The following is a 25115-nucleotide window of genomic DNA, read 5'->3' on the forward strand; positions in this document are numbered from 1 at the left end:
AACGGCCCGAACATCAGCATCGGGGGCGGAGAAATCCGCCCCCTGTTCCGTTCACAGGTAATCGCCGCGCTGCAGGCCGTATTTGGCCATCTTCTCGTTCAGCGTCCGGCGCGGCAGGCACAACTCCTCCATCACGCTGGCGATGCTGCCCTTGTGGCGGCGCATGGTGTTGTCGATCAGCATCTTCTCGAAGCTTTCGACATATTCCTTGAGCGGCTTTCCCTCGGTCGTGGTGGCCTGCTGGTTGTCCTCTCCGTCCGCCATCAGAAGGGACGCGATGGACCCCGACCCGCGCCGGTTCTGAAGCACGGCGCGCTCGGCCACGTTGATCAGTTGCCGGATATTGCCAGGCCAGGGCGCCTGCAGCAACTGGGCCGCTTCCTGGGCGCTGACCTGCGGCGGCTCGCAACCGTATTCCTCGGAGAACTGCTCGGTCATGCGGGTGAACAGCGACAGGATGTCCTCGCCCCGCGCGCGCAGCGGCGGAAGGGTGATCTTCAACGCGGACAGGCGATAGAACAGGTCGGGGCGCAGCGAATCCTCGGCCCGGCGACCCTCGCCCCGGGCATTCGAGATGGCGATGATGCGCGTTTCGGCCGGCGTGCCCTGGTCGCTGATGAAGGCCAGCAGGCGCGCCTGCAGGGGTTCGGACAGCGCCTCGATATCCTCCAGGCACAGGGTGCCGCCGCGCGCCTCCTCGACGGCGGGGATGCCGTCCTCGAGCGGGCCGAACAGGCGGGCCGACAGGGCCTCGTCGTTGTAGGCCGCGCAGGACACGGGCACGAACTTCTTGGACGCGCGGGGACCGACCGCGTGCAATGCATGGGCCACCAGCGTCTTGCCGGTGCCGGTCTCGCCGTCGATCAGGACATGGCCGTCGGCCTGGCCCAGGTCCAGGATGTCCTCGCGCAGGCGGTCCATCACCGGGCTGGAGCCGATCAGCTTGGACATGACCTGCTGGCCTTCGGACAGGTCGCGCCGCAGTGCCCGGTTGTCCAGCGTCATGCGCCGCATCTGCGTGGCCTTCTTGGCCAGCGCCGTCATCTTGTCGGGATTGAAGGGCTTTTCCATGAAGTCCATGGCCCCGATGCGCATCGCCTCGACCGCCATGGGCACGTCGCCATGCCCGGTGATCAGGATCACGGGCAGCCCCGAATCCAGCCCCATCAGCCGCTTGAGGAAGGCGATGCCGTCCATGCCGGGCATCCGGATGTCGCTGACCACGATGCCTGGCCAGTCCGCGCCGATGACCTTCAGCGCGTCCTCGGCGCTGGGATAGGTCTCGGTCTCGAAGCCGGACAGGACCAGCCATTGGCTGATCGATTCCCGCATGTCGGGTTCGTCGTCCACAATCGCAATCTTTAACTTCCGGGACATGAGCGTCTTCCTTTCCTTATTCGGCGGCAAGCGTCTGCTGGGCCTGCCCCGGCCTGTGCAGGGGCAGTTCCACGGCAAAGACAGCGCCGCCTTCATCTTCGTTATGGGCAGTCAGGCGACCGCCGAAATCGGCCACGATGGACGAGGATATGGCAAGGCCAAGGCCCGTCCCCTCGCCCGGTTTCTTTGTCGTCCAGAAGGGTTCGAACAGTTTTTCCAAGTCCGAGATGCCGGGCCCGTTGTCGCGCACGATGACATAGGCATTGGTCGCGGCCTCGACCGTGATCTCGATCCGCGCATCGCGGCGCTCGCGCACCGCATCGACGGCATTGCGCAGCAGGTTGATGATCACCTGCTCCAGCCGGATGCGGTCGGCCATGACCATGACCATGCCGCGCGGCAGGTTGCGGGTGACGCGGATGGTGCGGTTGCGCAGCTGCGGCTCCATCATGGTCAGGGCGCTGCTGACGGCGGCGCGCAGATCGACGGGCTCCACCGCCTCGCCGCCCTTGCGGGCGTATGACTTCAGTTGCCGGGTGATCGCGCCCATGCGCTCGATCAGGTCGTCGATGCGCTGGAAACTGGACAGCGCCTCCTCGGCCCGGCCGCGCTGCAGCAGCAGCCGCGCCCCGGCCAGATAGGTCTTCATCGCGGCCAGCGGTTGATTGAGTTCATGGCTGACACCCGCCGACATCTCGCCCAGGGCGGCCAGCTTGGAGCTTTGCTGCACGGTCTGCTCGGCGACGCGCAACTCCTTCTGCATCCGCTCGCGTTCGGCGATCTCGCGCGTCAGGCGCATGTTCAGCGCGCGCAGGTCGGCCGATTCGCGCATATAGGCGACCGACTGGCTGCGCGCCCGGCGCGACAGGACATAGAAGGTGCCGGCCAGAAGGATCGCGAAGCCCATGATCTCCAGCGCAAGGACCGCGTTCACCTGCTCGCGGACCGAGGCATAGGTGGTGAAGCTGGTCATCCGCCAGCCGCGGAACGGGATGCGGGCCTCGGCCTGCAGGACGGCGCGGCCCTGGACATAGCCGTCGATGGGCAGCGCGGTCCAGTCGGCGGTCACCTGGAAGGCCCGCTGGATGGCCGAGGGGGCGTCGCGCACCGCCAGGGCCTCGGGCATGGTCAGGCCGCGCCAGCGCGGTTCCGTCGCCAGGATGATGAACCCCTCGCTGTCGGTGACGGCGACCGCATCGGAAATGCCTGCCCAGGACCGTTCCAGCCGCGACAGGTCGGTGCCGACCACGATGACCCCCAGGGTGCGGCCATCGGCCACCACCGCGCGGGAATAGGTGAACTCATAGGCGCCTCCGCCGCGGTTGGTGACGGTAAACACCGTCTCGCGCGACCGGAGCGCCTCGACGTAATAGGGCGACAGCACGTTGTTGGTGCCGATCTGGTAACGGTCGGTCGATCCCACCGTGCGCCCCGAGGCGTCCAGCAGCCGGATGGACGCGGCGCCGATTTCCTTTTGCGCGGCGATCAGACGGGCCGATGTGGTCGAGAAGTCGTTGCTGTTCAGCGACCCGATCAGCGCCGGATCGCGGGCCAGCAGCAGGGGCACCACGGCCGTGCGCTGCAGTTCCGACAAGAGGTTGCCGGTATAAAGCGCCAGCCGCAGTTCCGACCTGACGCGGGTGTTTTCGGAAAACCGCGCCGTCAGCCAGGCATTGGTCATCCAGATCGAGACGATCGCGACGCCAAAGATCAGCGCGACGGCAAGGCGCAGCCACCACGGATTGCCGGGCTGCGCCAGCCGCGGTCGAACACGGTCTGGCTCGCTGGCGCTATCCTTGTCCTCGATCACCTAAGAAGCCCGGCCATGTTGCACAACTGCCGCACATTAGGCGCAGACGTCCCGACGCTCAAGTCAGGCGTTGACAACACCGTTCACAAGCGCGCGGAACAGCGCCGCCCCGTCGGTGCCGCCCGTGGCCGGATCGGCCGCGCGTTCGGGATGGGGCATCATGCCCAGCACCCGGCGGTTTTCGGACAGAACGCCCGCGATGTCGCCGACCGACCCGTTGATCGCCGGGGCATAGCTGAAGGCGATGCGGTCCCCGTCCTGCAACCGGGCCAGCCCCTCGGCCGTGATCTGATAGTTGCCGTCGTGATGGGCGACCGGGATGGTGATCTGCTGGCCGCGGTCATAGCCGGCGGTGAAGTCGCTGTCGGCTGTCACGACGTTCAGCACCGCGGGCTTGCACAGGAAGGTCAGCCCGGTATTGCGCATCAGGGCACCGGGCAGAAGGCCCAACTCGGTCAGCACCTGGAAGCCGTTGCAGATTCCCAGCACATAACCGCCCCGCTGCGCATGGGTCCGCAGGGCGCCCGCGATGGGCGAGTGCGCCGCGATCGCGCCGCAGCGCAGGTAGTCGCCGAAGGAAAAGCCCCCGGGCACGCCGACTAGGTCGGTGCCCTCGGGCAAGGCGTCGTCCTTGTGCCAGACTCGCGTCACCTGGGCGCCTGCCCGTTCCAGCGCCACGGCCAGGTCGCGGTCGCAATTCGATCCGGGAAAGGTAATGACGGCGGCTTTCATCGGCGCAGGCTCCATGTCGCGGGACAGGAAGGCCATAGCGCAAAGCCGCGAATGTTGAAAGAGGGGGGCTTTGCGCCCCCGTCCCCTTGGCGGGGACTCCCCCGCAGGATACTTGCAGCCAAGATGAAGGGTCGTCGCTTCATCTTGGTGTCAAATATCCCCGCCGGAGGCAAAAGGCCGGGCGAATGCCCGGCCTTCTTCCTGTCAGCCAAGGGCCTTGTTCAGGTACTCGTCCACCTTTTCCAGGTAGCCCATGGTGGTCAGCCACTTCTGGTCCGGCCCGACCAGCAGCGCCAGGTCCTTGGTCATGAAGCCGTCCTCGACCGCCTGGACCGTCACCTTTTCCAACGTCTGCGCAAAGTTCAGCAGCGCCGCGTTGTCGTCCAGTTTCGCGCGGTGCTTCAGCCCGCCCGTCCAGGCAAAGATCGACGCGATCGAATTGGTCGAGGTCTGGTTGCCCTTCTGGTGTTCGCGATAGTGGCGCGTCACGGTGCCGTGTGCCGCCTCGGCCTCGACCGTCTTTCCGTCCGGCGTCATCAGCACGCTGGTCATCAGGCCAAGCGAGCCGAAACCCTGCGCGACGGTGTCGGACTGCACGTCGCCGTCGTAGTTCTTGCAAGCCCAGACATAGCCGCCCGACCATTTCAGGTTCGAGGCCACCATGTCGTCGATCAGCCGGTGTTCATAGATGATCCCGGCCTTCTTGAACTGGTCGGCGAACTCGGCGTCGAACACCTCCTGGAACAGATCCTTGAAGCGGCCGTCATAGGCCTTCAGGATGGTGTTCTTGGTCGACAGATAGACCGGATAGCCGCGCTGCAGGCCATAGTTGAAGGACGCGCGGGCAAAGTCGCGGATCGAGTCGTCCAGGTTGTACATGGCCATCGCCACGCCGGAAGACGGGGCCTGGAAGACCTCGTGCTCGATCGTCTCGCCATCCTCGCCGACGAACTTGATGGTCAGCTTGCCCTTGCCGGGGAAGCGGAAATCGGTGGCCTTGTACTGGTCGCCGAAGGCGTGCCGGCCGACGATCACGGGCTTGGTCCAGTGCGGCACCAGGCGCGGGACGTTCTGGCAGATGATCGGCTCGCGGAAGATCACGCCGCCCAGGATGTTGCGGATGGTGCCGTTGGGCGACTTCCACATCTTCTTCAGGCCGAACTCCTCGACGCGCTGCTCATCGGGGGTGATGGTCGCGCATTTGACGCCCACGCCGTACTGCTTGATGGCGTTGGCCGCGTCGATGGTGATCTGGTCCTCGGTCCGGTCGCGTTCCTCGATGCCCAGGTCGTAGTATTTCAGGTCCACGTCTAGGTACGGCAGGATCAGCTTCTGCTTGATGAAGTCCCAGATGATCCGGGTCATTTCGTCGCCGTCAAGCTCGACGACGGGGTTGGCGACCTTGATCTTTGACATGGGCAGTCCCTTTCGGCGTTGTGGGTCGTGTGCGGCTATAGCCGGGATGGGCCGCGATGAAAAGAATGTATGCCGCGGTATGCAATCCATGCGAACGGTTTCTTAACGAATGGCCGGTATGAGGGTGCCTGTCACGTAACAAGTATACCGGGTGATCTTCATGGCGAGCGTCGATTGGATGTGGTTTGGCAATCAGGCACAGGTGAACGCCACAAGCGCCACAACCTCGACCCGTGCCGAGGCTGATCGCATGGCGGGCTACGGCGCGGCCGGCACCCACAACATCAAGGCGGTGACGCTGCAGGGGGACACCCGAACGATCACCGTCGACGGCAAGCAGGTCCAGGCCTTCGCCACCAGCTACAACACCGATGGCCGGGGCAGAGACGTCGGGGACTCGTGCATGAGCTATGTCTCGCCGCAGTCGGGCGAGCTGGTCAAGGCAACCATCACCGGATTTCTGTCGGTGCGTTACCAACTGACCTTCCCCGATGGCCGAATGACGGAACAGGACGGCGTGCTGATCCAGATGCGGAACGGCGACATGTTCTTTCGCCCGTCAAAGGACGCCTTGCCGATGTGGGACGGCATCACGGCCCTGCGTTCGGTCACGATCCTGTCGGCCGATCCCTACGACAGGAACATGTACGTGGCCGTCATCTCGTTCAAGCCGACGATCCATGACCTGCCGATCAACTGCTTCACCAGCGGCACGCTGATCGCGACGCCTGACGGGCAACGTCCGGTCGAGGATATCCGGGTCGGCGATCTGGTCACGACCCGGGACAACGGCCCGCAGCCGGTCGGCTGGGTCGGCTGCCGCCATGTCACGGCGGCCGAGATCGCGGCAGTCCCCGCCCTGGCGCCCGTGCGGATCGCCGCGGGGGCGCTGGGGTCCGGTCTGCCCGCGCAGGATCTCCTCGTGTCGCAGCAGCATCGCATTCTGGTCCGCTCCGCGATTGCCCAGCGGATGTTCGGCACGGCCGAATTGCTGGTCGCCGCCAAGCACCTGAGCGAAATCGACGGCATCGGGATCGCCGCCGACATCGACGGCGTCACCTATGTCCACCTGATGTTTGCCGCGCATGAAATCGTCACGTCGAACGGCGCTCAGACGGAATCGCTTTATCCCGGCCCCCAGGCCTTGCTGGCCCTGGGCGAGGCTGCCGAGGAAATCTTCACCCTGTTTCCGCAGCTTCGCGACAGTCCCGACGAGTTTCCGGGCGCCCGTCCCTTCGTGCCGGGAAGGAAGGCGCGGCACCTGGCGGCGCGCCACGTCGCGAACGGCAAGCCGCTGGCCGGCTGACCAGGGGAAAGGCCCGGACCGGGGGGCCGGAGGCCGGGGCTCCGGTAATCATGGCCCGCCCGGGCTATCCCCCGACGACCATGCCGACAAGATAGGCGACCCCCGCACAGGTTAGCCCACGGCCAGCGTTTCGCCCATCGCCTGCGCAAAGGGTTCCTGGGTGGCCCGCCAGCGCGTGACCCCCAGCAGAACAAGGGCGCCGAGAGTCCCGGCGACCGAAACGCCGAAGACGCTTGCCGAGGGTGCGTTCAGCATGAAGGGAATGATCGGGATTGAGCCCAGCGCCAGGAACGACAGAAACGTCACGAGGGCCCGTGCCGCCGGACTGCCCGCGCCGGGATCGGTGGCGCCCAGGTCATAGCGCAGGCTCAGATCCGCCATCATCGCCGGATTGCGCCCCGGAATGCCCGCCCTGTCCCGGGCGTTGCTGTCGCCGACGCCATGCCGCACAAGAAGCGAGCACAGGTCGCGCACGGATCGCGGTTGATGCGGTCCATCGCGACGTGACGCTGGCGGCAGAACACCTCACGCTGGGACCGGTTGGACAGATAGGTCCCCAGCCCCATGGCGACAGCATCGGCGAACAGGTTGGCAAGCCCGAACAGCAGCACGGCGATCGTCCCGACCTGCGCCGCGCCCTCTGCCCTCGCCCCGGCAAAGCTGAAGACGATCGCGAAGGTCGTCACGATGCCGTCGTCTCCCCCAAGGACGATCCGGCCCAGTTAGGTCCGAGACGGACTGGGCCTGTCCGGGCTTTCGCTCAACGCGTGCTTTCCGTCAAACGCCGGCGGACATAGCTTTGCACAAGGTCGATCATCGGCTTCATGTGCAGTTCGTCGTCGCGGAAGAAGTGGTCCGCGCCCTCGATCTCCTCGTGGGTGATGGTGATGCCCTTCTGCTCGCGCAACTTGCCGACCAGGGCGTGCGTATCCTTGGGCGGCGCCACGCGGTCGGCGGTGCCGTTCACGATCAGGCCCGAGGACGGGCATGGTGCCAGGAAGCTGAAGTCGTACATGTTGGCGGGCGGGGCCACGCTGATGAAGCCGGTGATCTCGGGGCGGCGCATCAGAAGCTGCATCCCGATCCAGGCTCCGAAGCTGAAGCCCGCCACCCAGCAATGCTTGCTGTTGGGGTTCATCGCCTGCAGGTAATCCAGCGCCGAGGCCGCATCCGACAATTCGCCGATGCCCTGGTCGAACTCGCCCTGGCTGCGCCCCACGCCCCGGAAGTTGAACCGCATGACGGTGAAGCCCAGCTTGTGGAACGCATAGTGCAGGTTATAGACGACGCGGTTGTTCATCGTGCCCCCGTATTGCGGGTGCGGGTGCAGGACGATGGCAAGGGGGGCGTCGGGCTTGCCCGGTTGCGGGTGATAGCGGCCCTCGAGCCGCCCTTCGGGGCCGGGGAAAATCAGCTCTGGCATCGTCTTCCTTCGAAGTTACGGGTTTCTTGACGCATCGTCATGGCGCTTTTAGACCGCTATCTGGGATGCCGGCGCGGATTGCGCAAGAAACGGACCTTGGCGGCATAGCGCGGCAGTGCGCGCGTCGTCAACCGACGCCGCCTGACTGGAAGGAGCCAGCCGATGAAACTGTCCACCAAGGGGCGCTATGCGATCATCGCCCTTGTCGATCTGGCCACCGCCAAGGGCGACGACCTGACCTCTCTGGCCGAGATTTCGGCGCGCCAGGACATCTCGCTGCCCTATCTGGAACAGTTGTTCGTCAGGCTGCGGCGCGCGGGCCTTGTCGCCTCGGTCCGCGGTCCCGGTGGCGGCTACCGCCTGGCCCGCGCCCCCGAGACGATCCGCATCGCCGAGATCCTGGAGGCCGTGGACGAGACCGTCAGCGCCATGCATGTGGGCGCGGGGGCCTCGGGCGGGGTATCGGGTTCGCGGGCGCAGACGCTGTCCAACCGGCTGTGGGAAAGCCTGTCGGCGCATGTCTACGTCTTTCTGCACAACCATTCGCTGGCGGACGTCGCCAAGAACCAGTTGCTGCCCTGCCCGGCGCTGCCGCAAATCCTCAGCGTGGTGGACGATTGAAAAACGCGGCCCCGAGGGGCCGCGCCTTGTTGCGAACTTTGCCGCGATCAGAAGCGGTACGAAGCCCGGACCTGCACCAGGTCGGTATCCAGGTCGACGCCGTCGGCGATCACGTCCGAGAAGTCGCTGCGGCTGTATTCGGCGCCGACCGAGAACTTCTCGGTCACAAGGTATTCCGCACCCACGCCATAGGTGATGCCGGTTTCCGAGATGTCGCCCGCGATCGTGTCGAGCGAGACATGGGCGGCGCCCAGGGTCACATAGGGCTGGAAGCGGCCCATGTCATAGCCCGCCCGCGCGCGCAGGCGCCACAGGTCGGCGTCCTCGTCGGCTTCGTCCAGGTCGGCCTTGTTGTAGTCCAGTTCGGCGCCGGCGATCACCTTGCCGAAGTCGCGCAGATAGCCGACATGCGCACCGTAGCCGTCGAAATCGCTTTCGCCGCCATTGTCCGAAACCTCGGCGCTGCCCTGGCCATACTGCAGACCGGCATAGAAGCCGGTCCAGTCCGTGCCGGCCTCGACCGGGACGACAGGCGCCACCACCGGAGCGGTCTCGACCACGGGGGCGACATAGCCGCCGGCGAACGAGGCCGAGGCCGCCAGCGTGGCAGCAACCGTAAGCGCAACGAATTTCATGAGGGTAGTCTCCTTCTAGTCAGTGCGGTCTAGATAGGCCCGCCACCCGCCGTTGCCAGAGACAACTTGCACGGAATGCAAGATCTGTTGCATGTTTGTAACGCTACTGTAAAAGTGATCGGCCTTGAGCATAAACGAGAAAATGCCCGCAGGCGTTGCCTCGTGTCGATCACGGAGCGGCTGTCGAGGCGCCGTTCAAGCCTTGGCACCCTGTGCGACGAACCTTTCAGATCGGGCTGTCGATCCAGACCCAGAGGCTGCAGGGAACAACCAGCGACAGACGCTAGACGGGCAGCCTGCGGCGATCCCAAGTGACGCCACTCCGGATGACCTTGGCAGGCGATCCCGCGGCAAGGCTGTGGTCGGGGATGGTCCCCCTGACAATGGACCCTGCCCCGATGATGGAGTGGCTGCCGATGACGGTGCCCTTCAGGATCGTTGCCTGCCGCCCGATCCAGACGTGATCCCCGATGGAGATAGGCTTGCAACGATTGATGCGTTTTCCCGACGCCACGTCGATGATCGAATGGTTGTCGCTGCTGCCGATATCGATCATGCCATCGTTGCACTCGCTTACGATCCGACCTGCCAAGCGATGGTGGGCGCCGATCCGAATGCTGTTGCAACGACCTTCGACGACGCCGCGCTACCCTGCTGCCTTCCGGGAAAGGTCGCATGGTGTTGCCAGAATAGCAAAACGCTCGACTTCATCGGGCTTCTGCACCATTCGGCCGGTTTTTACGGAAAGTGGGAAACCGTGGTAGCGGAGGAGGGATTTGAACCCCCGACACAAGGATTATGATTCCTCTGCTCTAACCAGCTGAGCTACTCCGCCACGGGTGGGGGCGATGTAAGGGAGGGCGTGGGGGGCGTCAAGCGGTTTTTCGACAGATTTCACGACGCTGGACGGACAAATGAAAAACGCCGCCCTAGGTCAGGACGGCGTTCGGGTTCCCGGCATGCACGCGGGTCAGCCGCGCGCCTTGACCACCTGCAGCAGCGGCATCACCTGCGCCATGTCGGGACCGTGGGCCTGGCCAGTGACGGCCTTGCGCAGCGGCATGAACAGGCCCTTGCCCTTGCGGCCGGTGGCCTCCTTCACGGCTGCCGTCCATTCGCCCCAGGTCGCGTCCGTATAGGGCGGCGGCGGCAGCAGCGGCATGGCCTGGGCGATGAAGTCGGCATCCTCGGGGTCGATCTGCGGCTCGGCGCCCTGGGAAAAGATCGTCCACCAGTCGGCCAGATCGTCCAGCCTGGTGATGTTCTGCGAGGCCACGGCCCAGAAGCGTTCTGCCAGGTCACCCGGAACGCCAAGCGCCGCGATCCGGTCGCGCACGGTGTCGAAGGGCAAGGCCTGGTTCCGCTCGCGCGTCAGCGGCCACAGATCCTCGGCGTCGAACTTCGTGGGCGAGGCGCCGAACTGCGACAGGTCGAACCCCTCGGCCAGGTCGTCCAGCGTCATCTTCAGCTCGACCGGCTGGCTGGAGCCGAGCCGCGCCATCATCGACAGCAGCGCCTCGGGGGCGACGCCCGCCTCGCGCAGGTCGCGGATGGACAGGGCGCCGATGCGCTTGGACAGTTCCTCGCCCTTGGCGCCCGTCAGCAGGCTGTGATGGGCGAAGGCCGGCGGCGTGCCGCCAAGGGCGCGGATGATCTGGATCTGGGTCGCGGTGTTGGTCACATGGTCCGCGCCGCGCACGATATGCGTGACCGCCATGTCCGTGTCATCGACCGAGGACGCGAAGGTGTAAAGCACCTGCCCGTCGTGACGGATCAGCACCGGGTCGGACACGCTGGCGGCGTCGATGGAAATGTCGCCCAGGATGCCGTCGGTCCACTCGATCCGCTCCTGGTCCAGCTTGAAGCGCCAGTAGCCTTCGCGCCCTTCGGCCCGCAGGCGGTCGCGATCGGCCTCGGACAGGGCCAGTCCGGCGCGGTCATAGACCGGGGGCTTGCCCATGTTCAGCTGCTTCTTGCGCTTCAGGTCCAGCTCGGTCGGGGTCTCGAACACCTCGTACAGGCGGCCCGCGCCGCGCAACTGGTCCGCCGCCTCGGCATAGCGGTCGAGGCGCCAAGACTGGCGTTCGACCCGGTCCCAGTGCAGGCCCAGCCAGTCCAGATCGCGCTTGATGCCGTCGGCATATTCTTCCTTGGACCGTTCCTGGTCGGTGTCGTCCAGCCGCAGGATGAAGGTTCCGCCGGCCTTTCGCGCGATCAGATAGTTGAACAGCGCGGTCCGCAGGTTGCCGACATGGATGTGGCCCGTGGGCGACGGGGCGAAGCGGGTGGTGGTCATGGCACGTCTCCTGTTCGCCTTGCTCTTTCACACGCCGCGATTCTTGTCCATATCGGGGACGACATGCAGGAGACGCGGATGACCGACTGGAAGGACCTGACCGCCCCCGACGCGGCCCGGATCGAAGCGATGGCGCGCGACGCAATGGCCGCCCTGCCCCCCGAATTCGCGACCCATGCGGGGGCCATCGCGATCCGCGTGGCCGAGTTCGCCCCCGAGGATGTCCTGGACGAGTTGCAGATCGACGACCCGTTCGAGCTGACGGGCATCTATGACGGCATTCCGCTGACCGAGAAGTCGGTGTCCGACCAGCCGGGCCAGCCCGACATCATCTGGCTGTATCGCCGCCCGCTGCTGGACGAATGGGCCGCGCGCGGCAACGTCACGCTGGCCGAACTAGTCGGCCATGTCGTCACGCACGAGATGGCCCATCACTTCGGCTGGTCGGACGACGACATCGCCAGCATCGACAGGTGGTGGGAATGACCGCGCGGGTGCAGGCGCCGATCCTGACGGTCACGCTGAACCCCGCGCTGGATCTGTCCACCGCCACGGACGAGGTGCGGCCCGAACTGAAGCTGCGCTGCGACAAGCCCGAGGTCGATCCCGGCGGCGGCGGCATCAATGTCAGCCGCGCGATCAAGCACATGGGCGGGCGGTCGACCGCCATGGTGGCGCTTGGCGGGGCCACGGGGACGCGCATCGCCGAACTGCTGAAGGCCGACGGACTGTCGGTCGTGCGCCTGACCGCCCCCGGCGAGACGCGGCAGTCGCTGGCCGTGACCGACCGGTCCACCGGCGGGCAGTACCGTTTCGTCCTGCCGGGCCCCGAATGGCACAAGGCCCATGTGGCCGACATGACCCAGGCCATCGCCGAGGCCGCCCGCGCCGGGGGCTGGGTGGTCGTGTCGGGATCGAACCCGCCCGGCGTTCCGGCGGGCTTCGAACAGATGCTGACGGTGCGGCTGAAGAACAGCGGCGCGAAGCTTCTGGTCGACACCTCGGGCGAGGCGCTGCGGGTGCTGGCGGGATCGTCCACCCCCGTCGATGTGCTGCGCATGGACAGCCACGAGGCCGAGGAACTGGCGGCCCGGCCCCTGCCCGGGCGCGAGGACAGCGCGGCCTTCGCGGCGGGCCTTGTGAAGGATGGCGCGGCCCGTTCGGTGATCGTGGCGCGCGGCGCCGACGGATCGGTGATCGCAAGCGCCGACGGCGCCTGGCACGCGGCCTCGGCCCCGGTCAAGGTGGTCAGCGCGGTGGGCGCGGGCGACAGCTTCGTGGCGGGCTTCGTGCTGGCGATGGCGCGCGAGTGGCCGGTCCAGGAAGCCTTGGCGCTTGGCGCCGCCGCGGCCTCGGCCGCCGTGATGACCCCCGCGACCGACCTGTGCCGTGCCGAGGATGTCGAGCGGTTCTACGCCGAACGGGTCATCACCCGCCTTTAGCGGCCCTTCCCGGCGCTGCGACCGGCGGACCCCGAAACAGAAAAGCCGCCCAAAGGGGGCGGCTTTCGCGGGATGCGTCGCGGCCTGCCTACGCGGCTTCGGCCTCTTCGGCCTCGGCGGCCATGCGGCGTTCGCTTTCCTCGCGCGACAGCGCGACCGACGTGCGCACGCCCTTCGAGACAAATTCCATGAGGCCCTTCACCACCCGCTCGTTCGGGTCGATGCCGGCGCAGGACAGAACTTCGCGGCCGTCGCGCGACCGCGCCCAGCGGGCGATCTGCTCGGCTCCGTTGCCATATTTCTTGTCATCGGCAATCGCATCATCCAGCGCGGCCAGGACCACGGCTGCAAAAAGCTTGCGGGCCCGCTGGCCCTGTTCGAAATTGAAAGCCGATCCGTCGACAAAATCGCGCATACCATTCGTCCATCTTCTAGGCCACGAAGCAAAAGCGGCCGCGTGGGCGGCAGCATGCCAGCCCATCATTATTGTTTCCGTTTCTCTGACGGTGCTGCTGCTTAGCCCAGATGCCCGCCGATTCGTTATTCCCTTGCCTGCATATCACCCATGCACTTACTGCATGTCGTGTAAAAAACAGGTGAAATCTTTAATTACACCTTGCTTTTCATGTAACCCAGCGCCGGTCTGCGCCTTGACAACACCGCAAAACCCTTTTGGTTGCCTCGGCCACAAGGCCCCGATATAGGGGCGCCACAGCGCCGTTCAACGACGAACAGCAGTTATTTCCAGAACCCGAAGAACCCCAAAAGGTTTCCCATGCCCAAGATCAACGGCAACGAAATCCGCCCCGGCAACGTGCTGGAGCATGACGGAGGCCTGTGGGCCGCCGTGAAGGTCAACCACGTCAAGCCCGGCAAGGGCGGCGCCTTTGCCCAAGTGGAACTGAAGAACCTGCGCGACGGCCGCAAGCTGAACGAACGCTTCCGCAGCGAGGACAAGGTGGAACAGGTCCGCCTGGAACAGAAGGACCAGCAGTTCCTGTATGAAAGCGACGGCAAGCTGGTCTTCATGGACAGCGAGACCTTCGAGCAGACCGAACTGGACGCCGACCTGCTGGGCGACCGCCGCCCCTTCCTGCAGGACGGCATGACCGCCACCATCGAATACTACGGCGAGGAAGCCCTGTCCGTCTCGATCCCGCAGAAGGTGACCTGCACCGTCAACGAGACCGAGCCGGTGGTGAAGGGCCAGACGGCCGCCAACAGCTACAAGCCCGCGATCCTGGACAACGGCGTCCGCATCATGATCCCGCCCTTCGTCGGCGAGGGCGAGAAGATCATCGTGAACACCGAACTGTTCGAATACAGCGAACGGGCCTGAGCCCTTTCCTGCAGGAAACCTGGCGCCCCGGCCTTCCGGGGCGTTTTTCATGACAAGCCGGGATCTCCGCCCATGACCACGACGACGCTGCGCCAGGCCACGGCCGAGGATCTGGCCCGCATCCTGCCCCATGTCCTGGCCGCGCCCGGGAACGACGCGCCGGTCGAGATCCTGTGCTTCCGCCCCGGCTTCAACCAGCGGACCTTTCCCGACCGCCTGACCCTGACGCGCGAGCAGGGCATTCCCGGCGAACGCTGGCTCAAGGCGCCCTGGCTGAAGCTGCCGGACGGATCGCCCGACCCGCGCATCCAGGTCTCGATCCTGCCGCGCCGGGTCATGGATGCCGTCTGGCTGGACCGCGAGAACACGCCCCATCCCGGCGACACGATCGTCTGCGACCTGGATACCAGCGAGGCGAACCTGCCCGTGGGCAGCCTGCTTCAGGTCGGAACGGCGGTTGTCCGCGTGTCGGACGAATTCAACGACGGCTGCGTCAAGTGGAAGGTCCGCTATGGCAAGCCCGCCAAGGACTGGATCGTGGCGCCCGGCCACCCGCCCCTGCGGCTGCGCGGCATCCTGTGTTCCATCGAGCAGGACGGCGAGGTGCGCCTGGGCGACCGCATCCGCAAGCTGGCCTAGTCCGCGAACAGCCGCGCCGTCCCGGCCCGCATGTCCGGGCCGACGCGATCAAGGCGCACATGCGCCAGGGCACGCCCGCCTGACTGGGTGAACAGGGTGCCGACGTCCTTTCCGTCGGCGGTGATCGGCGTGCCGACCGGCGCCTCGCCCTCGATCCGCAGCCGGGTCAGGCCCTTGCGCAGCTCGGTCTTGTGCTTCATCCGGGCCGTCACTTCCTGGCCGACATAGCAGCCCTTGCGGAAATCGACGCCGTGCAGGCGCTCGAACCCCGCCTCCAGGATGAAGGTCTCGTTCGGGATCAGCTCGACCAGGGTTTCGGGAATCACGTGCTCGACCCGGATGGCGTCGAAATCGGTGCCGTCGTCGCCGGTGCCGCCATAAAGCCGCCAGCCGAGCGCCGGATGGCGCGGGTCGGCGATGGCGCCATCCGGCGCGGGTCCGGTGCCGCGCGCCACGGTCATGCCGGTGGCCTCGACCGCCACCTTCGAGCGCAGCTTGTACATCCCCAGCCGCCGCATCAGGTCATCGGCCAGCCGCGCGTCCACATCGACCAGCCGCGCATCGCCGTCCGGCACGATCAGGAAATCGGCCAGGTACTTGCCCTGCGGCGTCAGCAGGGCGGCCCAGCAGGGAGCGCGGCGCACGTCGTTGCTGACCAGGCCTTGCAGAAAGGCCACGCGATCCTCTCCGGTGACGCGGATGATCTGGCGGGTCATTGGCTTTCTCCGAATTGCAGGGAGACAAGGCGGGCATAGGCGCCCTCTTGCGCCATCAACTGTGCATGGCTGCCTTCCTCGACAACCCTGCCCTGCTCGATGACGACGATCTTGTCGGCATCGCGGATGGTGGACAGCCGGTGCGCGATGACAAGGGTGGTGCGCCCCTGCGACAGGGTTTCCAGCGCCCCCTGCACCAGCCGTTCGCTGGCGGTGTCCAGCGCGCTCGTCGCCTCGTCCAGCAGCAGCACGGGCGCGTCGCGCAGGATAGCGCGGGCGATGCCGATGCGCTGGCGCTGACCGCCCGACAGGGCCGATCCGCGCGGACCCGCCGGACTGTCGAGGCCGCCGGGCATCGCCGACACGAAGTCGCTGACATGGGCGGCGTCCATGGCCTGCGCCAGCGCCGTCTCGCCCGCGTCGGGACGCCCCATCAGGATGTTGTCGCGCAGGGTTTCATCGAACAGTGCCGAATCCTGCGTCACGGTCGAGAACTGGTCGCGCAGCACGCCCAGGTCGAAGTCCCGGACGGGAACGCCGCCCAGGGTGATCCGGCCCCGGTCGGGATCGACCATCCGCGTCAGCAGGTTGAAGACCGTGGACTTGCCCGCGCCCGAGGGCCCGACAAGCGCGGTGGTCCTGCCCGCCGGGGCCGAGAAGGTCAGCCCCTGCAGCACGGGTTTGCCGTCATAGGACAGCCACACGTCCTCCAGCCGGATTTCCGTGCTTTCGGGCGGCTGGGTTCGCGGCCCCGAGGTGATGCCCGCCCGCGTGTCGATCACCTGGTAGATCCGTTCAAGGCTGGCGGCGGCGGTCTGCCAGGTGCCGGCCAGTCCGCCCAGCCGGCGCATGGGCTGGAAGGCCAGCGCCAGGGCGGTGAAGAAGGACATGAAGTCGCCGATGCTGCGCTGGCCCTCCATCACCTCGCGCCCGCCAAGCGCCAGGACGGCCACGAAGCCGATGCCGGTCACGATGTCGGTCAGCGCGGGGATCAGGCTGCTCATCGCCGTCACCTTGACCTGGGTTTTCTGGATGCGGGCGGTGATGCGGGCGAAACGCTCGGTCTGGTGGGCCTCGGCGCGGTTCAGCTTGATCGAGGCGATGCCGTGCATCACCTCGTCCAGGCGCGTCGCGCGGGCGCTGGCATCGGCGCGGTTCTGGCGCACCTTGCGGCGGATGTAGCGCTGCACGAGGGCGGCGGGCGCGATCAGGATTGGCGCGCCGATCAGCGCGGCCAGCGTCCAGGTCGGGTCGATCGACACCGCCACCGCGAACAGCATCACCAGCGAGATCGCGTCCCGCGTGGCGCTGGTGATGAGGTTCGCCCAGACCCCCTGGACCGCGATGGTGTCGCCCTGGATGCGCTCGATCATCGCGCCGGGCGGGTTCTGCTGGAAGAAGCGCCCGTCCAGCGTCATGATATGGGACAGCAGGTCGCGCTGCATGGTGGTGGAAATGCCCAGCGAGATGCGGGACAGAAGCGACCGGCTGGCGATCAGCGTGGTGGCCCGCAGCAGGAAGATCGCCATGATCGCGCCGCCGACCCACCAGATCGCGCCCTCCTCCTTGCCGACGAAGACCCGGTCGAACAAGGGCTTCAGCATCCACGAGATCAGCGCAAGCGTCGATCCTTCCAGCGTCATCAGCACGAAGGCGCCGGCCATGCTGCCGCGATGGATGCGCAGGTAATCGGTCCAGAACCGGCGCAGCAGGGTCGAGGCGGCAGGATGGGAGGTATCGGGCACGGGCGGCTGCGTCTTTCGTCTGGTCTGGCTTGGCACAGCCTTAGCCCGATGCGGGCCGTGGCGGCAAGGCGGGCTTGGCGCGCCGGGCCGTTGACCTTCGCCCGTGCCGGCACTAGCGATCCTGCAGGATGTGAAGGACAGAAACACGCCATGAGTCTTGCCGCAGGTCGCCCCGTCATCGCCATTCCCGGCCCCTCGCCCGTGCCGGACCGGGTGCTTGCCGCCGCCCACCGCGCCTCGCCCGACATCTATGGCGAGGAACTGGCGGACCTGAACCTGCTGGTGATGGGCCAGTTGAAGCGGCTGGCGGGAACGCAGGCCCATCTTGCGCCCTATATCGGCAACGGCCACGCCGCCTGGGAGGCCGCGGGCGCCAACATCTTCAACGGGGGCGACCGGGCGCTGGCGCTGACCTCGGGGCATTTCGGACGCTCCTGGGCGCAGCAGATGGAGCAGATGGGCGTCGCGGTCGAGCTGCTGGACTTCGGCAACGGGCCCGCCGATCCCGACATGCTGGCCCGCCGCCTGGCCGAGGACAAGGCGGGCGCCATCAAGGCGGTGATGGTCTGCCAGATCGACACCGCCACGGGGGTCATGGCCGACATTCCCGCGCTGCGCGACGCCATGGGCAGTCACGGCGCGCTGCTGGCGGTGGATGCCATCGCCTCGCTGGGCTGCGCGCCGATGATGATGGACGACTGGGGCGTCGACGTGCTGATCTCGGCCAGCCAGAAGGGCATGATGTGCCCTCCCGGCACCAGCTTCGTCTGGTTTTCGGACAAGGCCGCGGCGCGCGGGCGCACCTCGCTGACGACGCCCTACTGGGACTGGCACCTGCGCGCGGGCGCCGAGGCGCTGTGGCGGTTCTGGGGCGGCACGCCGCCGGTCCAGCAGATCTATGCCCTGGACGAGGCGCTGCGGATGATCCTGGACGAGGAAGGCCTGTTCGCCGTCTGGGCGCGCCACGCGGCACTGGCCCGTGCCGTCTGGGCGGCGGCCGACGCCTGGGGCGAGGGCGGCACGGGCATCCGGCTGTCGGTGGACGACCCGGCGGCGCGCGCTTCGTCGGTCACGGCGATGAGCGTGCCGGGCGCGGACGTGCTGCGCGCCTGGGTCGCGGCGCATTGCGGCGTGACGCTGGGCGTGGGCCTTGGGGCCGAGCAGCCCGAGAACGCCCTGCGCGTGGCGCATATGGGCCATGCCAACGCGGCCATGATGCTGGCCGCGCTGGGGGCGATGCAGGCAGGCATGGCGGCGCTTGGCATCCCCCACGGGCCGGGCGGCCTGGATGCGGCGGCACGGGTGCTGGCGGAACCGGCCTGAGGCGCGCCTATTCGGCTTGGCCGTGGTCCTTCAGCCAGTCCTGCATGGTCTTGATCTCGGCCTCCTGCGCGGCGATGACGTCCTCGGCCAGCTTGCGGATCTCGGGATCGTCGCCGTGTTCCAGCAAGACCTTGGCCATGTCGATGGCGCCCTGGTGGTGCGGGATCATGCCGCGCACGAAGTCCACGTCGGCATCGCCGCTGGACTCCATGGCCATGTCGGAATGCATCTTCTCCATCACGGCCCCATAGGCTTGGGCGGCGTCGTCCTGGGTGCCGTGCCCGGCATGGTCATGCGCGGCATCCTGGGCATAGGCGCCGAAGGCCAGGGCAAACAGGATCGGGCTGAGGGCAAGGCCCCGGCGGGTGGATGTGGTCATCGGTCGCTCCTTTGCGCTTTGCCCCGGCAGGCTGGCGCATTCCGCCGGCGGGGGAAAGCGGATGCGCCATCACATCCGCGCTACGCCCCCGGCAGGCGCGCCAGCGTGACCAGCGTGTCGCCATAGCGCCGCTGGTCGATGGGGACGAGGCGCGCGGGAACAAGGGGCGGGCGGCTTTCCTCCCACACCACCAAGGCGCCGGGGGCGATCCAGCCACCGTGCAGGGCCGAGGCGACGGCCTTTTCCCCCAGACCGCGCGCATAGGGCGGATCGAGGAAGACCAGCCCGTGGGGCGCCCCGCGGCTGTCGCCCAGCCGGGTGGCATCGCGGCGCAGCAGTTCCGCCGCCTCCTCGGCGCGGGCCTTGGCGATGTTGCTGCGGATCAGCGCCTGCGCCTTGCTGCCGTCGTCGACCAGGGTGATCTGCGCCGCGCCGCGCGACAGCGCCTCGAGCCCCAGGGCGCCGGTGCCCGCGAACAGGTCCAGCACCCGCGCCCCTGGGATCGGGTTGCCATGCGTGCCGTTGACCAGCAGGTTGAAGATCGCCTCGCGCACCCGGTCGGTCGTGGGGCGCAGGTGGGCCGCGGTGTCGCCGGTGCCGACATCGGCCAACTTCAACCCGCGCAGTGAGCCGCCGACGATCCTCATGGGTGCGTCCCGCGATGACGGGGGGCGTCGCCCCCCGCACCCCCCAGGGTATTTGGACAACGAAGAAGCGTCATGCGAGCAAGGCCTTGAGGTCGGGGGCGGAAGCGACCGCGTCGGGATCGGGGCTGCGCCCGGCCTCGATCAGGCGCTTGCCGATCATGTAGGCACGGGCGTCGTTCAGCGCATCGACGGCGATCAGACGACTGTCGCGGAAGTACCAGACCGAGCCGCCATGCTGGCCGTCGCCCGGACGCGTGACGATACGGTCATGGCCGACGCCCAGGCCAGCGATCTGCAGCTTGGCATCGAACTGGTCCGACCAGAACCACGGTTTCGGATGGTATGGCTGGTTCGCGCCCAGGATGTTGTCGGCCACCGCCTCGGCCATGTCGATGGCATTGCCGACGCTTTCCAGGCGCAGCCGTCCTTCCGCCCAGGGGAAGCTGGCGCAATCGCCCGCGGCCCAGATTGCCGGGTCCGAGGTCCGGCCGAGCGCGTCGGTGGCGATGCCGTTGTCCAGCATCAGCCCGGCCGTCTGCGCCAGGGTCGTTTCCGGCAGGACGCCGATCCCGGTGACGATCAGGTCGGCGGGCAGGTCGCGCCCGTCGGTCAAGGCCACGCCGGTCGCGTGATCCGTGCCGGTGATGTGCGAGATGCCGGTGCCTTCCAGGATTTGCACGCCATGCGCGCGATGCAGGGCGCGGATCATGTCGGCGGTTTCCGCTGCCGCGACCCGGCCCAGGATGCGCGGCGCGGCTTCGATCACCGTGACATCCAAGTTCAGCTTGCGGGCGACGGCCGCGGCCTCCAGCCCGATATAGCCGCCGCCGATCACGATCAGCCGCCGGCCGGCCTGCATCTGAGGGGCCAGCGCATCGACATCCGCCAGGGTGCGGATCACATGGACGCCCGGCAGATCGCCACCCATGGCGGCGGGCAGGCGGCGGGCCTGGGCGCCGGTGGCCAGGGCCAGGGCGTCATAGCCGATCCTGCCCTTGTCGGTGACGACCTCGCGCCGCGCGGGGTCGATGGCCGTTGCCGCCTCGCCCAGCCGCAGCGTGATGCGCTGATCGTGCCACCAGTCGGGCACGCGAAGCGTCAGCCGGTCCAGTCCCATCTGGCCCAGCAGATAGGCCTTGGACAGCGGCGGGCGCTGGTAGGGGGCCACCGGCTCTGCGCCGATCATGGTGATCTCTCCCGCGTGGCCCTTGTGCCGCAGCCGCGCCGCCATGGAGGCCGCCGCCTGCCCTGCCCCAACGATCACGATCCTCATGCCGGTCCCCGCCCGCTGGCCTGTCATCCCGCCGCACCCTATAGTCGCCGCGAATCCGTTGCAATTCGAGGAGAGCCAGGATGACCATCACCGTCGGAGACACGCTGCCCAAGGGCAAGCTGCTGCGCGTGGGCGCAAATGGACCCGAGGCCGTGGACACCTCCGATCTGGCGCAGGGCCGCGTCGCCCTGTTCGGCGTGCCCGGCGCCTTCACCGGCACCTGCACCAACGCCCACATGCCCTCGTTCGTGCGCAATGCCGACGCCTTCCGTGGCAAGGGCGTGGACCGGATCGTCTGCCTGACCGTGAATGACCCCTTCGTGGCCGATGTTTGGGCCAAGGCAACCGGCGCCGATACCGCCCGGATCGAGGTTCTGGCCGATGCCGACGGCAGCCTGACCCGCGCCCTGGGCCTGAACTTCGACGCCCCGGCCGCCGGCCTGCAGGGCCGCTGCAAGCGTTTCGCGGCGCTTCTGAACAACGGGGTCTTCGAGGCCTTCGAGGTCGAGGACAGCCCCGGCCAGTGCAGCGTCAGCGCGGGCGAGGCGCTGCTGGAAAAGGCCTGATCCAAGGGGATCGGCAGGCGGCTGCCGGTCCTACCCTTCCTTGCGGAACGGCGTGAAATCCGCCAGCGCCTCGATTTCCTCGCCCATGGCGGCGCGCTCGCGGTCCAGGTAATCGGCCAGGGCGCGCAGGAAACCCTCATCGCCCACCCAGTGCAGCGAATGCGTGGCGACCGGCTCGTATCCCCGCGCCAGCTTGTGTTCGCCCTGCGCGCCTGCCTCGACGCGGGACAGGCCGCGCGCGATCGCGACGTCGATCGCCTGATGATAGCACAGTTCGAAATGCAGGAAGGGGTGGTCCTCGACGCAGCCCCAGTAACGGCCATAGATCGCGTCCGGCCCCAGGAAGTTCAGTGCCCCGGCGATGGGGCGCCCGTCGCGCTCGGCCAAGACCAGCAGGATGTCGTCGCGCATGGTCTGCTGCAGGCAGTCGAAGAAGGCCCGTGTCAGATAGGGCCGCCCCCATTTGCGGCTGCCGGTGTCCTGGTAGAACCGCCAGAAGGCGTCCCAATGATGCGGCTTCAGGTCGTCACCCGTCAGGTGCCGGATCGTGCCGCCGAAATCCTGCGCCCGCGCCCGCTCCTTGCGCAGATCCTTGCGCTTGCGCGAGGACAGCGCGCCCAGGAAATCGTCGTAGGTCCGGTAGCCCCGGTTCAGCCAATGGAACTGCTGCGTGACGCGGGGCAGAAAGCCGATGGCGGCGCCCGCCTCGGCCTCGGCCTCGGTACAGAAGGTGACATGGACACCCGAGGCCCCGCCCCTCTCCGCAACCCGCGTCATCCCCGCCAGCAGCGACTGCCGCATGGCCGGATCACGGGCCAGCAAGCGCGCGCCCGTGGCCGGGGTAAAGGGCACCGCGCCCTGCAGCTTGGGATAGTACTGCCCGCCGGCGCGCGCATAGGCCTCGGCCCAGGCATGGTCGAAGATGTATTCGCCCTGGCTGTGCGACTTGGCGTAAAGCGGCGCGGCGGCCACCACGGTGCCACCTTCCTCCAGCGTGACATGCAGCGGCTGCCAGCCCGTGCCGCGCCCCACCGACCCCGATTCCTCCAGCGCCAGCAGGAAGCGGTGCGTGGTGAAGGGATTGCCGTCGCCAAGACCGTCCCAGGTGTCGGGCGGAATGGCGGCGATGCTTGGATGGGTGGACAGGGTCAGCGCGTTCATGCCGGCAAAGCTAGGCAGTCAAGCCGCGTTTGTCAGCCGCCGCCTGCTCACAATCACGCAGGCTTTTGCCTTGGTTCAAATATCCCGCAGGGGGAAGCCGCCCGAAGGGCGGATGGGGGACGCGAAGTCCCCTCCTTTGGCCCCATCTCAGAACGGCGCGGGGTAGCCTTCGAAGGTGACGTTGTCCGCAACGCGGCGGGCCAGCGCCTCCTCCTCGGGGCTGCGGATGGTCCAGCACAGGATCGGGACCCCCTGGGCCTTCAGCGCGTCAAGGCGCGGATTGGCCAGGTCGCGCTTGTCATGCGAGACGAAGCACGAACCGGATTCGTTGAAATCGTTGATGCCGGCCAGATGGCTCCGACGGTCCTCGGGGATGCCGGGCCAGTCGTCCTCGTCATAGCCGCAGGTGGTCAGCCCGACCGGCACATGCGGCGCGATCCGGTGGAAGGCCTGGACCACATGGGGGTTGAAGGACATGACCGCGACGGGGCCGCCATAGCCCTGCAGCACGTCGGCGACACGCTCGTGCAGGCGGCCGATCCTTGGGCCAAGCCCCATGTCCTGATCCTTGATCTCGATCAGCAGGGGCACGCGGCCATCGACCAGATCCAGGAACTGCCGCAGGGTCGGAACCGGCTGGTCCGTGCCCAGAAGCCGCAATCCCGACAGCGCCGATGGATCAAGCGCCGCGACAAGGCCCTCGGCCCCCGTCAGGCGGCGCAGGTCATAGTCGTGAAACACCATGGCCTCGCCACCCTTGGCGGGCTGGATGTCCAGCTCGATGGCATAGCCCGCGTCGATGGCGGCCTGCGCGGCGGCAAGGCTGTTTTCGGGAATGCCGGGGCCATGCAGGCCGCGATGCGCGACCGGCAGGGCCAGGAAGTCCTGCGGCAGGACCATCAGGCGACCTCGAAGACCGCTTCCACCTCGACCGCGACGCCCAGGGGCAGCGCGGCGGCCGAGACGGCGGCACGGGCGTGGCGGCCAGCCTCGCCGAAGACCTCGACCATCAGGTCCGAGCAGCCGTTGATGACCTTGGGCTGGTCCGTGAAGTCGGGGGTCGAGTTCACGAATCCGGTCAGCTTGACCACGCGCCGCACCCTGCCCAGATCGCCCACGGCGGCCTTGAGTTGCGCGATCAGCGACAGCCCGCAGCGGCGCGCGGCGGCGGCGCCCTCGTCGACCGACATGCCGTCGCCTAGGCGGCCCTTGATCAGCCCGCTGTCGTCCTGGCTGATCTGGCCCGACACGAAGACCAGGTTTCCGGTCTGCACGAAGGGCACATAGTTCGCGGCGGGCGCGGGGGCTGCCGGAAGGGTGATGCCCTTTTCGGCCAGGGTGGCTTCGATGCTCATGGTGTCCCTCATGGCTTTGGATTCGCGCGGCACCGTAACAAGGCCCGCGTCAGGCGACCAGAGCCTCGGCGCGCTTCAGATCCACGCTGACAAGCTGGCTGACCCCCTGTTCCACCATCGTCACCCCGAACAGCCGGTCCATGCGCGACATGGTGACGGCGTGGTGGGTGATGATCAGGAAGCGCGTGTCGGTGCGGCGCGTCATCTCGTCCAGAAGGTCGCAGAAGCGGCTGACATTGGCGTCGTCCAGGGGCGCGTCCACCTCGTCCAGGACGCAGATCGGGGCGGGGTTGGCCAGGAACACCGCGAAGATCAGCGCCATGGCGGTCAGCGTCTGCTCGCCCCCCGACAGCAGCGACAGGGTGGACAGCTTCTTGCCGGGCGGCTGGCAGAGGATTTCCAAGCCGGCATCCAGCGGATCGTCGGATTCCACCAGGACCAGCCGCGCCTCGCCGCCGCCGAACAGCGTGGTGAACAGGGTGGTGAAGTTGGCGTTCACGGCGTCAAAGGCGGCCAGCAGGCGCTCTCGTCCTTCGCGGTTCAGGCTGGCGATCCCGGCGCGCAGCTTGCGGATGGCCTCCTCCAGGTCGGCCTTTTCGGACGCAAGACGGTCGCGCTCGGCCTCAAGCTCGCGCTTGTCCTCGTCCGCGCGCAGGTTGACGGCGCCAAGCCCGTCGCGCTGCGTACGCAGCCGGGCGATCCGGTCCTCCAGCGCGGCGGCGGGCGCGTCGGGCGGCGTCGGCCCAAGCGAGGCCAGCAGCGCCTGCGGCGTCGTCTCGGTTTCCTCGAGGATGCGCATCCGGGCGGCGGCTTCCCCGTCCCGCGCGGCTTCCGCCCGCGCCTCGCGCATGGCGCGAGCTTCGCGAGCCTCGGATGCGGCGCGCTCGGCCTCGCGCTCGGCACTGGCTGCGGCG

General features: G+C 67.5%; 25 protein-coding genes, 1 tRNA gene and 2 pseudogenes. 8 read left to right on the forward strand and 20 right to left on the reverse strand.

All coding sequences use genetic code 11. From position 1 onward, the window contains the following. Positions 1 to 51: 51 nt before the first annotated feature. The 4 genes from J0F76_RS04020 to J0F76_RS04035 all read right to left on the reverse strand — a co-directional run bounded on the left by J0F76_RS04020 (position 52) and on the right by J0F76_RS04035 (position 5335). Complete coding sequence (locus J0F76_RS04020) at positions 52 to 1377, reverse strand: sigma-54-dependent transcriptional regulator (RefSeq protein WP_207465991.1); 1326 nt, start codon at positions 1375 to 1377, stop codon at positions 52 to 54. A 16-nt stretch (positions 1378 to 1393) separates the two neighbouring features. Then, on the reverse strand, positions 1394 to 3187 hold the full coding sequence (locus J0F76_RS04025; RefSeq protein WP_341351554.1) for a sensor histidine kinase: 1794 nt from the start codon (positions 3185 to 3187) through the stop codon (positions 1394 to 1396). 63 nt (positions 3188 to 3250) lie between these two features. After that, the gene (purQ, locus tag J0F76_RS04030; protein WP_207466047.1) at positions 3251 to 3919 is read right to left on the reverse strand and encodes a phosphoribosylformylglycinamidine synthase subunit PurQ; all 669 of its coding nucleotides are present in this window, start codon (positions 3917 to 3919) and stop codon (positions 3251 to 3253) included. Between the two features lie 204 nt (positions 3920 to 4123). After that, positions 4124 to 5335, reverse strand: coding sequence for an NADP-dependent isocitrate dehydrogenase (locus tag J0F76_RS04035; protein ID WP_207465992.1), 1212 nt, complete (start codon positions 5333 to 5335; stop codon positions 4124 to 4126). A 160-nt stretch (positions 5336 to 5495) separates the two neighbouring features. Between J0F76_RS04035 and J0F76_RS04040 the strand changes: the two genes are divergently transcribed. Beyond that, the gene (locus J0F76_RS04040) at positions 5496 to 6641 is read left to right on the forward strand and encodes a Hint domain-containing protein (RefSeq protein ID WP_207465995.1); all 1146 of its coding nucleotides are present in this window, start codon (positions 5496 to 5498) and stop codon (positions 6639 to 6641) included. A gap of 111 nt (positions 6642 to 6752) precedes the next feature. Here J0F76_RS04040 and J0F76_RS20835 read toward each other — a convergent pair. Next, positions 6753 to 7327 (reverse strand): annotated as a pseudogene (locus J0F76_RS20835) (VIT1/CCC1 transporter family protein). 74 nt (positions 7328 to 7401) lie between these two features. Beyond that, complete coding sequence (locus J0F76_RS04055) at positions 7402 to 8064, reverse strand: alpha/beta hydrolase (RefSeq protein ID WP_207466002.1); 663 nt, start codon at positions 8062 to 8064, stop codon at positions 7402 to 7404. A 162-nt stretch (positions 8065 to 8226) separates the two neighbouring features. Here J0F76_RS04055 and iscR point away from each other — a divergent pair, with 162 nt between their 5' ends. Then, positions 8227 to 8685 (forward strand): Fe-S cluster assembly transcriptional regulator IscR, encoded by a 459-nt coding sequence (iscR, locus tag J0F76_RS04060; RefSeq protein ID WP_207466003.1) that lies wholly within the window; start codon positions 8227 to 8229, stop codon positions 8683 to 8685. Positions 8686 to 8732: 47 nt separating this feature from the next. On the opposite strand, the gene J0F76_RS04065 is transcribed toward iscR, so the two are convergent. The 4 genes from J0F76_RS04065 to gltX all read right to left on the reverse strand — a co-directional run bounded on the left by J0F76_RS04065 (position 8733) and on the right by gltX (position 11616). Then, positions 8733 to 9320, reverse strand: a complete 588-nt coding sequence (locus tag J0F76_RS04065; protein WP_207466005.1) for an outer membrane protein — start codon at positions 9318 to 9320, stop codon at positions 8733 to 8735. A gap of 283 nt (positions 9321 to 9603) precedes the next feature. Next, positions 9604 to 9876, reverse strand: a complete 273-nt coding sequence (locus tag J0F76_RS04070) for an acyltransferase (RefSeq protein ID WP_207466007.1) — start codon at positions 9874 to 9876, stop codon at positions 9604 to 9606. 202 nt (positions 9877 to 10078) lie between these two features. Next, a tRNA-Met gene (locus J0F76_RS04075) sits at positions 10079 to 10155 on the reverse strand. Positions 10156 to 10290: 135 nt separating this feature from the next. Beyond that, the gene (gene gltX, locus J0F76_RS04080; RefSeq protein WP_207466009.1) at positions 10291 to 11616 is read right to left on the reverse strand and encodes a glutamate--tRNA ligase; all 1326 of its coding nucleotides are present in this window, start codon (positions 11614 to 11616) and stop codon (positions 10291 to 10293) included. Between the two features lie 78 nt (positions 11617 to 11694). On the opposite strand from gltX, the gene J0F76_RS04085 reads away from it, so the two are divergent. Together J0F76_RS04085 and J0F76_RS04090 are read left to right on the forward strand one after the other, a co-directional pair. After that, positions 11695 to 12102: a metallopeptidase family protein gene (locus J0F76_RS04085; protein WP_207466011.1), complete on the forward strand. Its 408-nt coding sequence runs from the start codon at positions 11695 to 11697 to the stop codon at positions 12100 to 12102. Then, complete coding sequence (locus J0F76_RS04090; RefSeq protein ID WP_207466012.1) at positions 12099 to 13058, forward strand: 1-phosphofructokinase family hexose kinase; 960 nt, start codon at positions 12099 to 12101, stop codon at positions 13056 to 13058. Before J0F76_RS04085 ends, J0F76_RS04090 begins: the two co-directional genes overlap by 4 nt. A gap of 88 nt (positions 13059 to 13146) precedes the next feature. Here J0F76_RS04090 and J0F76_RS04095 read toward each other — a convergent pair whose 3' ends face one another. Next, positions 13147 to 13473 carry a DUF6280 family protein gene (locus tag J0F76_RS04095; protein WP_130991880.1) on the reverse strand — a complete coding sequence of 109 codons (327 nt, stop codon included), beginning with the start codon at positions 13471 to 13473 and terminating at the stop codon, positions 13147 to 13149. A 360-nt stretch (positions 13474 to 13833) separates the two neighbouring features. Here J0F76_RS04095 and efp point away from each other — a divergent pair, with 360 nt between their 5' ends. Together efp and J0F76_RS04105 are read left to right on the forward strand one after the other, a co-directional pair. Then, the gene (efp, locus tag J0F76_RS04100) at positions 13834 to 14397 is read left to right on the forward strand and encodes an elongation factor P (RefSeq protein ID WP_207466014.1); all 564 of its coding nucleotides are present in this window, start codon (positions 13834 to 13836) and stop codon (positions 14395 to 14397) included. A gap of 72 nt (positions 14398 to 14469) precedes the next feature. Beyond that, complete coding sequence (locus J0F76_RS04105) at positions 14470 to 15036, forward strand: MOSC domain-containing protein (protein WP_207466015.1); 567 nt, start codon at positions 14470 to 14472, stop codon at positions 15034 to 15036. Here J0F76_RS04105 and ygfZ read toward each other — a convergent pair. Beyond that, positions 15033 to 15752: a CAF17-like 4Fe-4S cluster assembly/insertion protein YgfZ gene (gene ygfZ / locus J0F76_RS04110; protein WP_207466017.1), complete on the reverse strand. Its 720-nt coding sequence runs from the start codon at positions 15750 to 15752 to the stop codon at positions 15033 to 15035. The two genes, J0F76_RS04105 and ygfZ, sit on opposite strands and share 4 nt — an antisense overlap. Continuing rightward, a complete protein-coding gene (locus J0F76_RS04115; protein WP_341351555.1) occupies positions 15749 to 17497 on the reverse strand; it encodes an ABC transporter ATP-binding protein in 1749 nt (582 codons plus the stop codon). Before J0F76_RS04115 ends, ygfZ begins: the two co-directional genes overlap by 4 nt. 150 nt (positions 17498 to 17647) lie before the next feature. On the opposite strand from J0F76_RS04115, the gene J0F76_RS04120 reads away from it, so the two are divergent. Further along, entirely contained in the window at positions 17648 to 18820 is a 1173-nt protein-coding gene (locus J0F76_RS04120; protein ID WP_207466019.1) for a pyridoxal-phosphate-dependent aminotransferase family protein, read from the forward strand. Between the two features lie 7 nt (positions 18821 to 18827). On the opposite strand, the gene copM is transcribed toward J0F76_RS04120, so the two are convergent. From copM to J0F76_RS04135, 3 genes are all read right to left on the reverse strand, one after another. After that, positions 18828 to 19199: a CopM family metallochaperone gene (gene copM, locus J0F76_RS04125; RefSeq protein WP_207466021.1), complete on the reverse strand. Its 372-nt coding sequence runs from the start codon at positions 19197 to 19199 to the stop codon at positions 18828 to 18830. Between the two features lie 80 nt (positions 19200 to 19279). Next, positions 19280 to 19846 (reverse strand): 16S rRNA (guanine(966)-N(2))-methyltransferase RsmD, encoded by a 567-nt coding sequence (rsmD, locus tag J0F76_RS04130; RefSeq protein ID WP_207466023.1) that lies wholly within the window; start codon positions 19844 to 19846, stop codon positions 19280 to 19282. Between the two features lie 70 nt (positions 19847 to 19916). After that, entirely contained in the window at positions 19917 to 21119 is a 1203-nt protein-coding gene (locus J0F76_RS04135) for an NAD(P)/FAD-dependent oxidoreductase (protein WP_207466025.1), read from the reverse strand. A gap of 80 nt (positions 21120 to 21199) precedes the next feature. Here J0F76_RS04135 and J0F76_RS04140 point away from each other — a divergent pair, with 80 nt between their 5' ends. Then, on the forward strand, positions 21200 to 21685 hold the full coding sequence (locus tag J0F76_RS04140; protein ID WP_207466026.1) for a peroxiredoxin: 486 nt from the start codon (positions 21200 to 21202) through the stop codon (positions 21683 to 21685). Positions 21686 to 21715: 30 nt separating this feature from the next. Here J0F76_RS04140 and J0F76_RS04145 read toward each other — a convergent pair whose 3' ends face one another. The 4 genes and pseudogenes from J0F76_RS04145 to J0F76_RS04160 all read right to left on the reverse strand — a co-directional run. Further along, the gene (locus J0F76_RS04145) at positions 21716 to 22846 is read right to left on the reverse strand and encodes a GNAT family N-acetyltransferase (RefSeq protein ID WP_207466028.1); all 1131 of its coding nucleotides are present in this window, start codon (positions 22844 to 22846) and stop codon (positions 21716 to 21718) included. A 147-nt stretch (positions 22847 to 22993) separates the two neighbouring features. Next, positions 22994 to 23746, reverse strand: a complete 753-nt coding sequence (locus J0F76_RS04150) for a glycerophosphodiester phosphodiesterase family protein (RefSeq protein WP_207466030.1) — start codon at positions 23744 to 23746, stop codon at positions 22994 to 22996. Further along, positions 23746 to 24201, reverse strand: a complete 456-nt coding sequence (locus J0F76_RS04155) for a RidA family protein (RefSeq protein ID WP_207466032.1) — start codon at positions 24199 to 24201, stop codon at positions 23746 to 23748. Before J0F76_RS04155 ends, J0F76_RS04150 begins: the two co-directional genes overlap by 1 nt. A 49-nt stretch (positions 24202 to 24250) precedes the next feature. Continuing rightward, positions 24251 to 25115: pseudogene (locus tag J0F76_RS04160) on the reverse strand (chromosome segregation protein SMC); the annotation flags it as partial.

The sequence above is a fragment of the Paracoccus fontiphilus genome (genome assembly GCF_017356265.1).
GTDB classification, from domain to species: domain Bacteria; phylum Pseudomonadota; class Alphaproteobacteria; order Rhodobacterales; family Rhodobacteraceae; genus Paracoccus; species Paracoccus fontiphilus.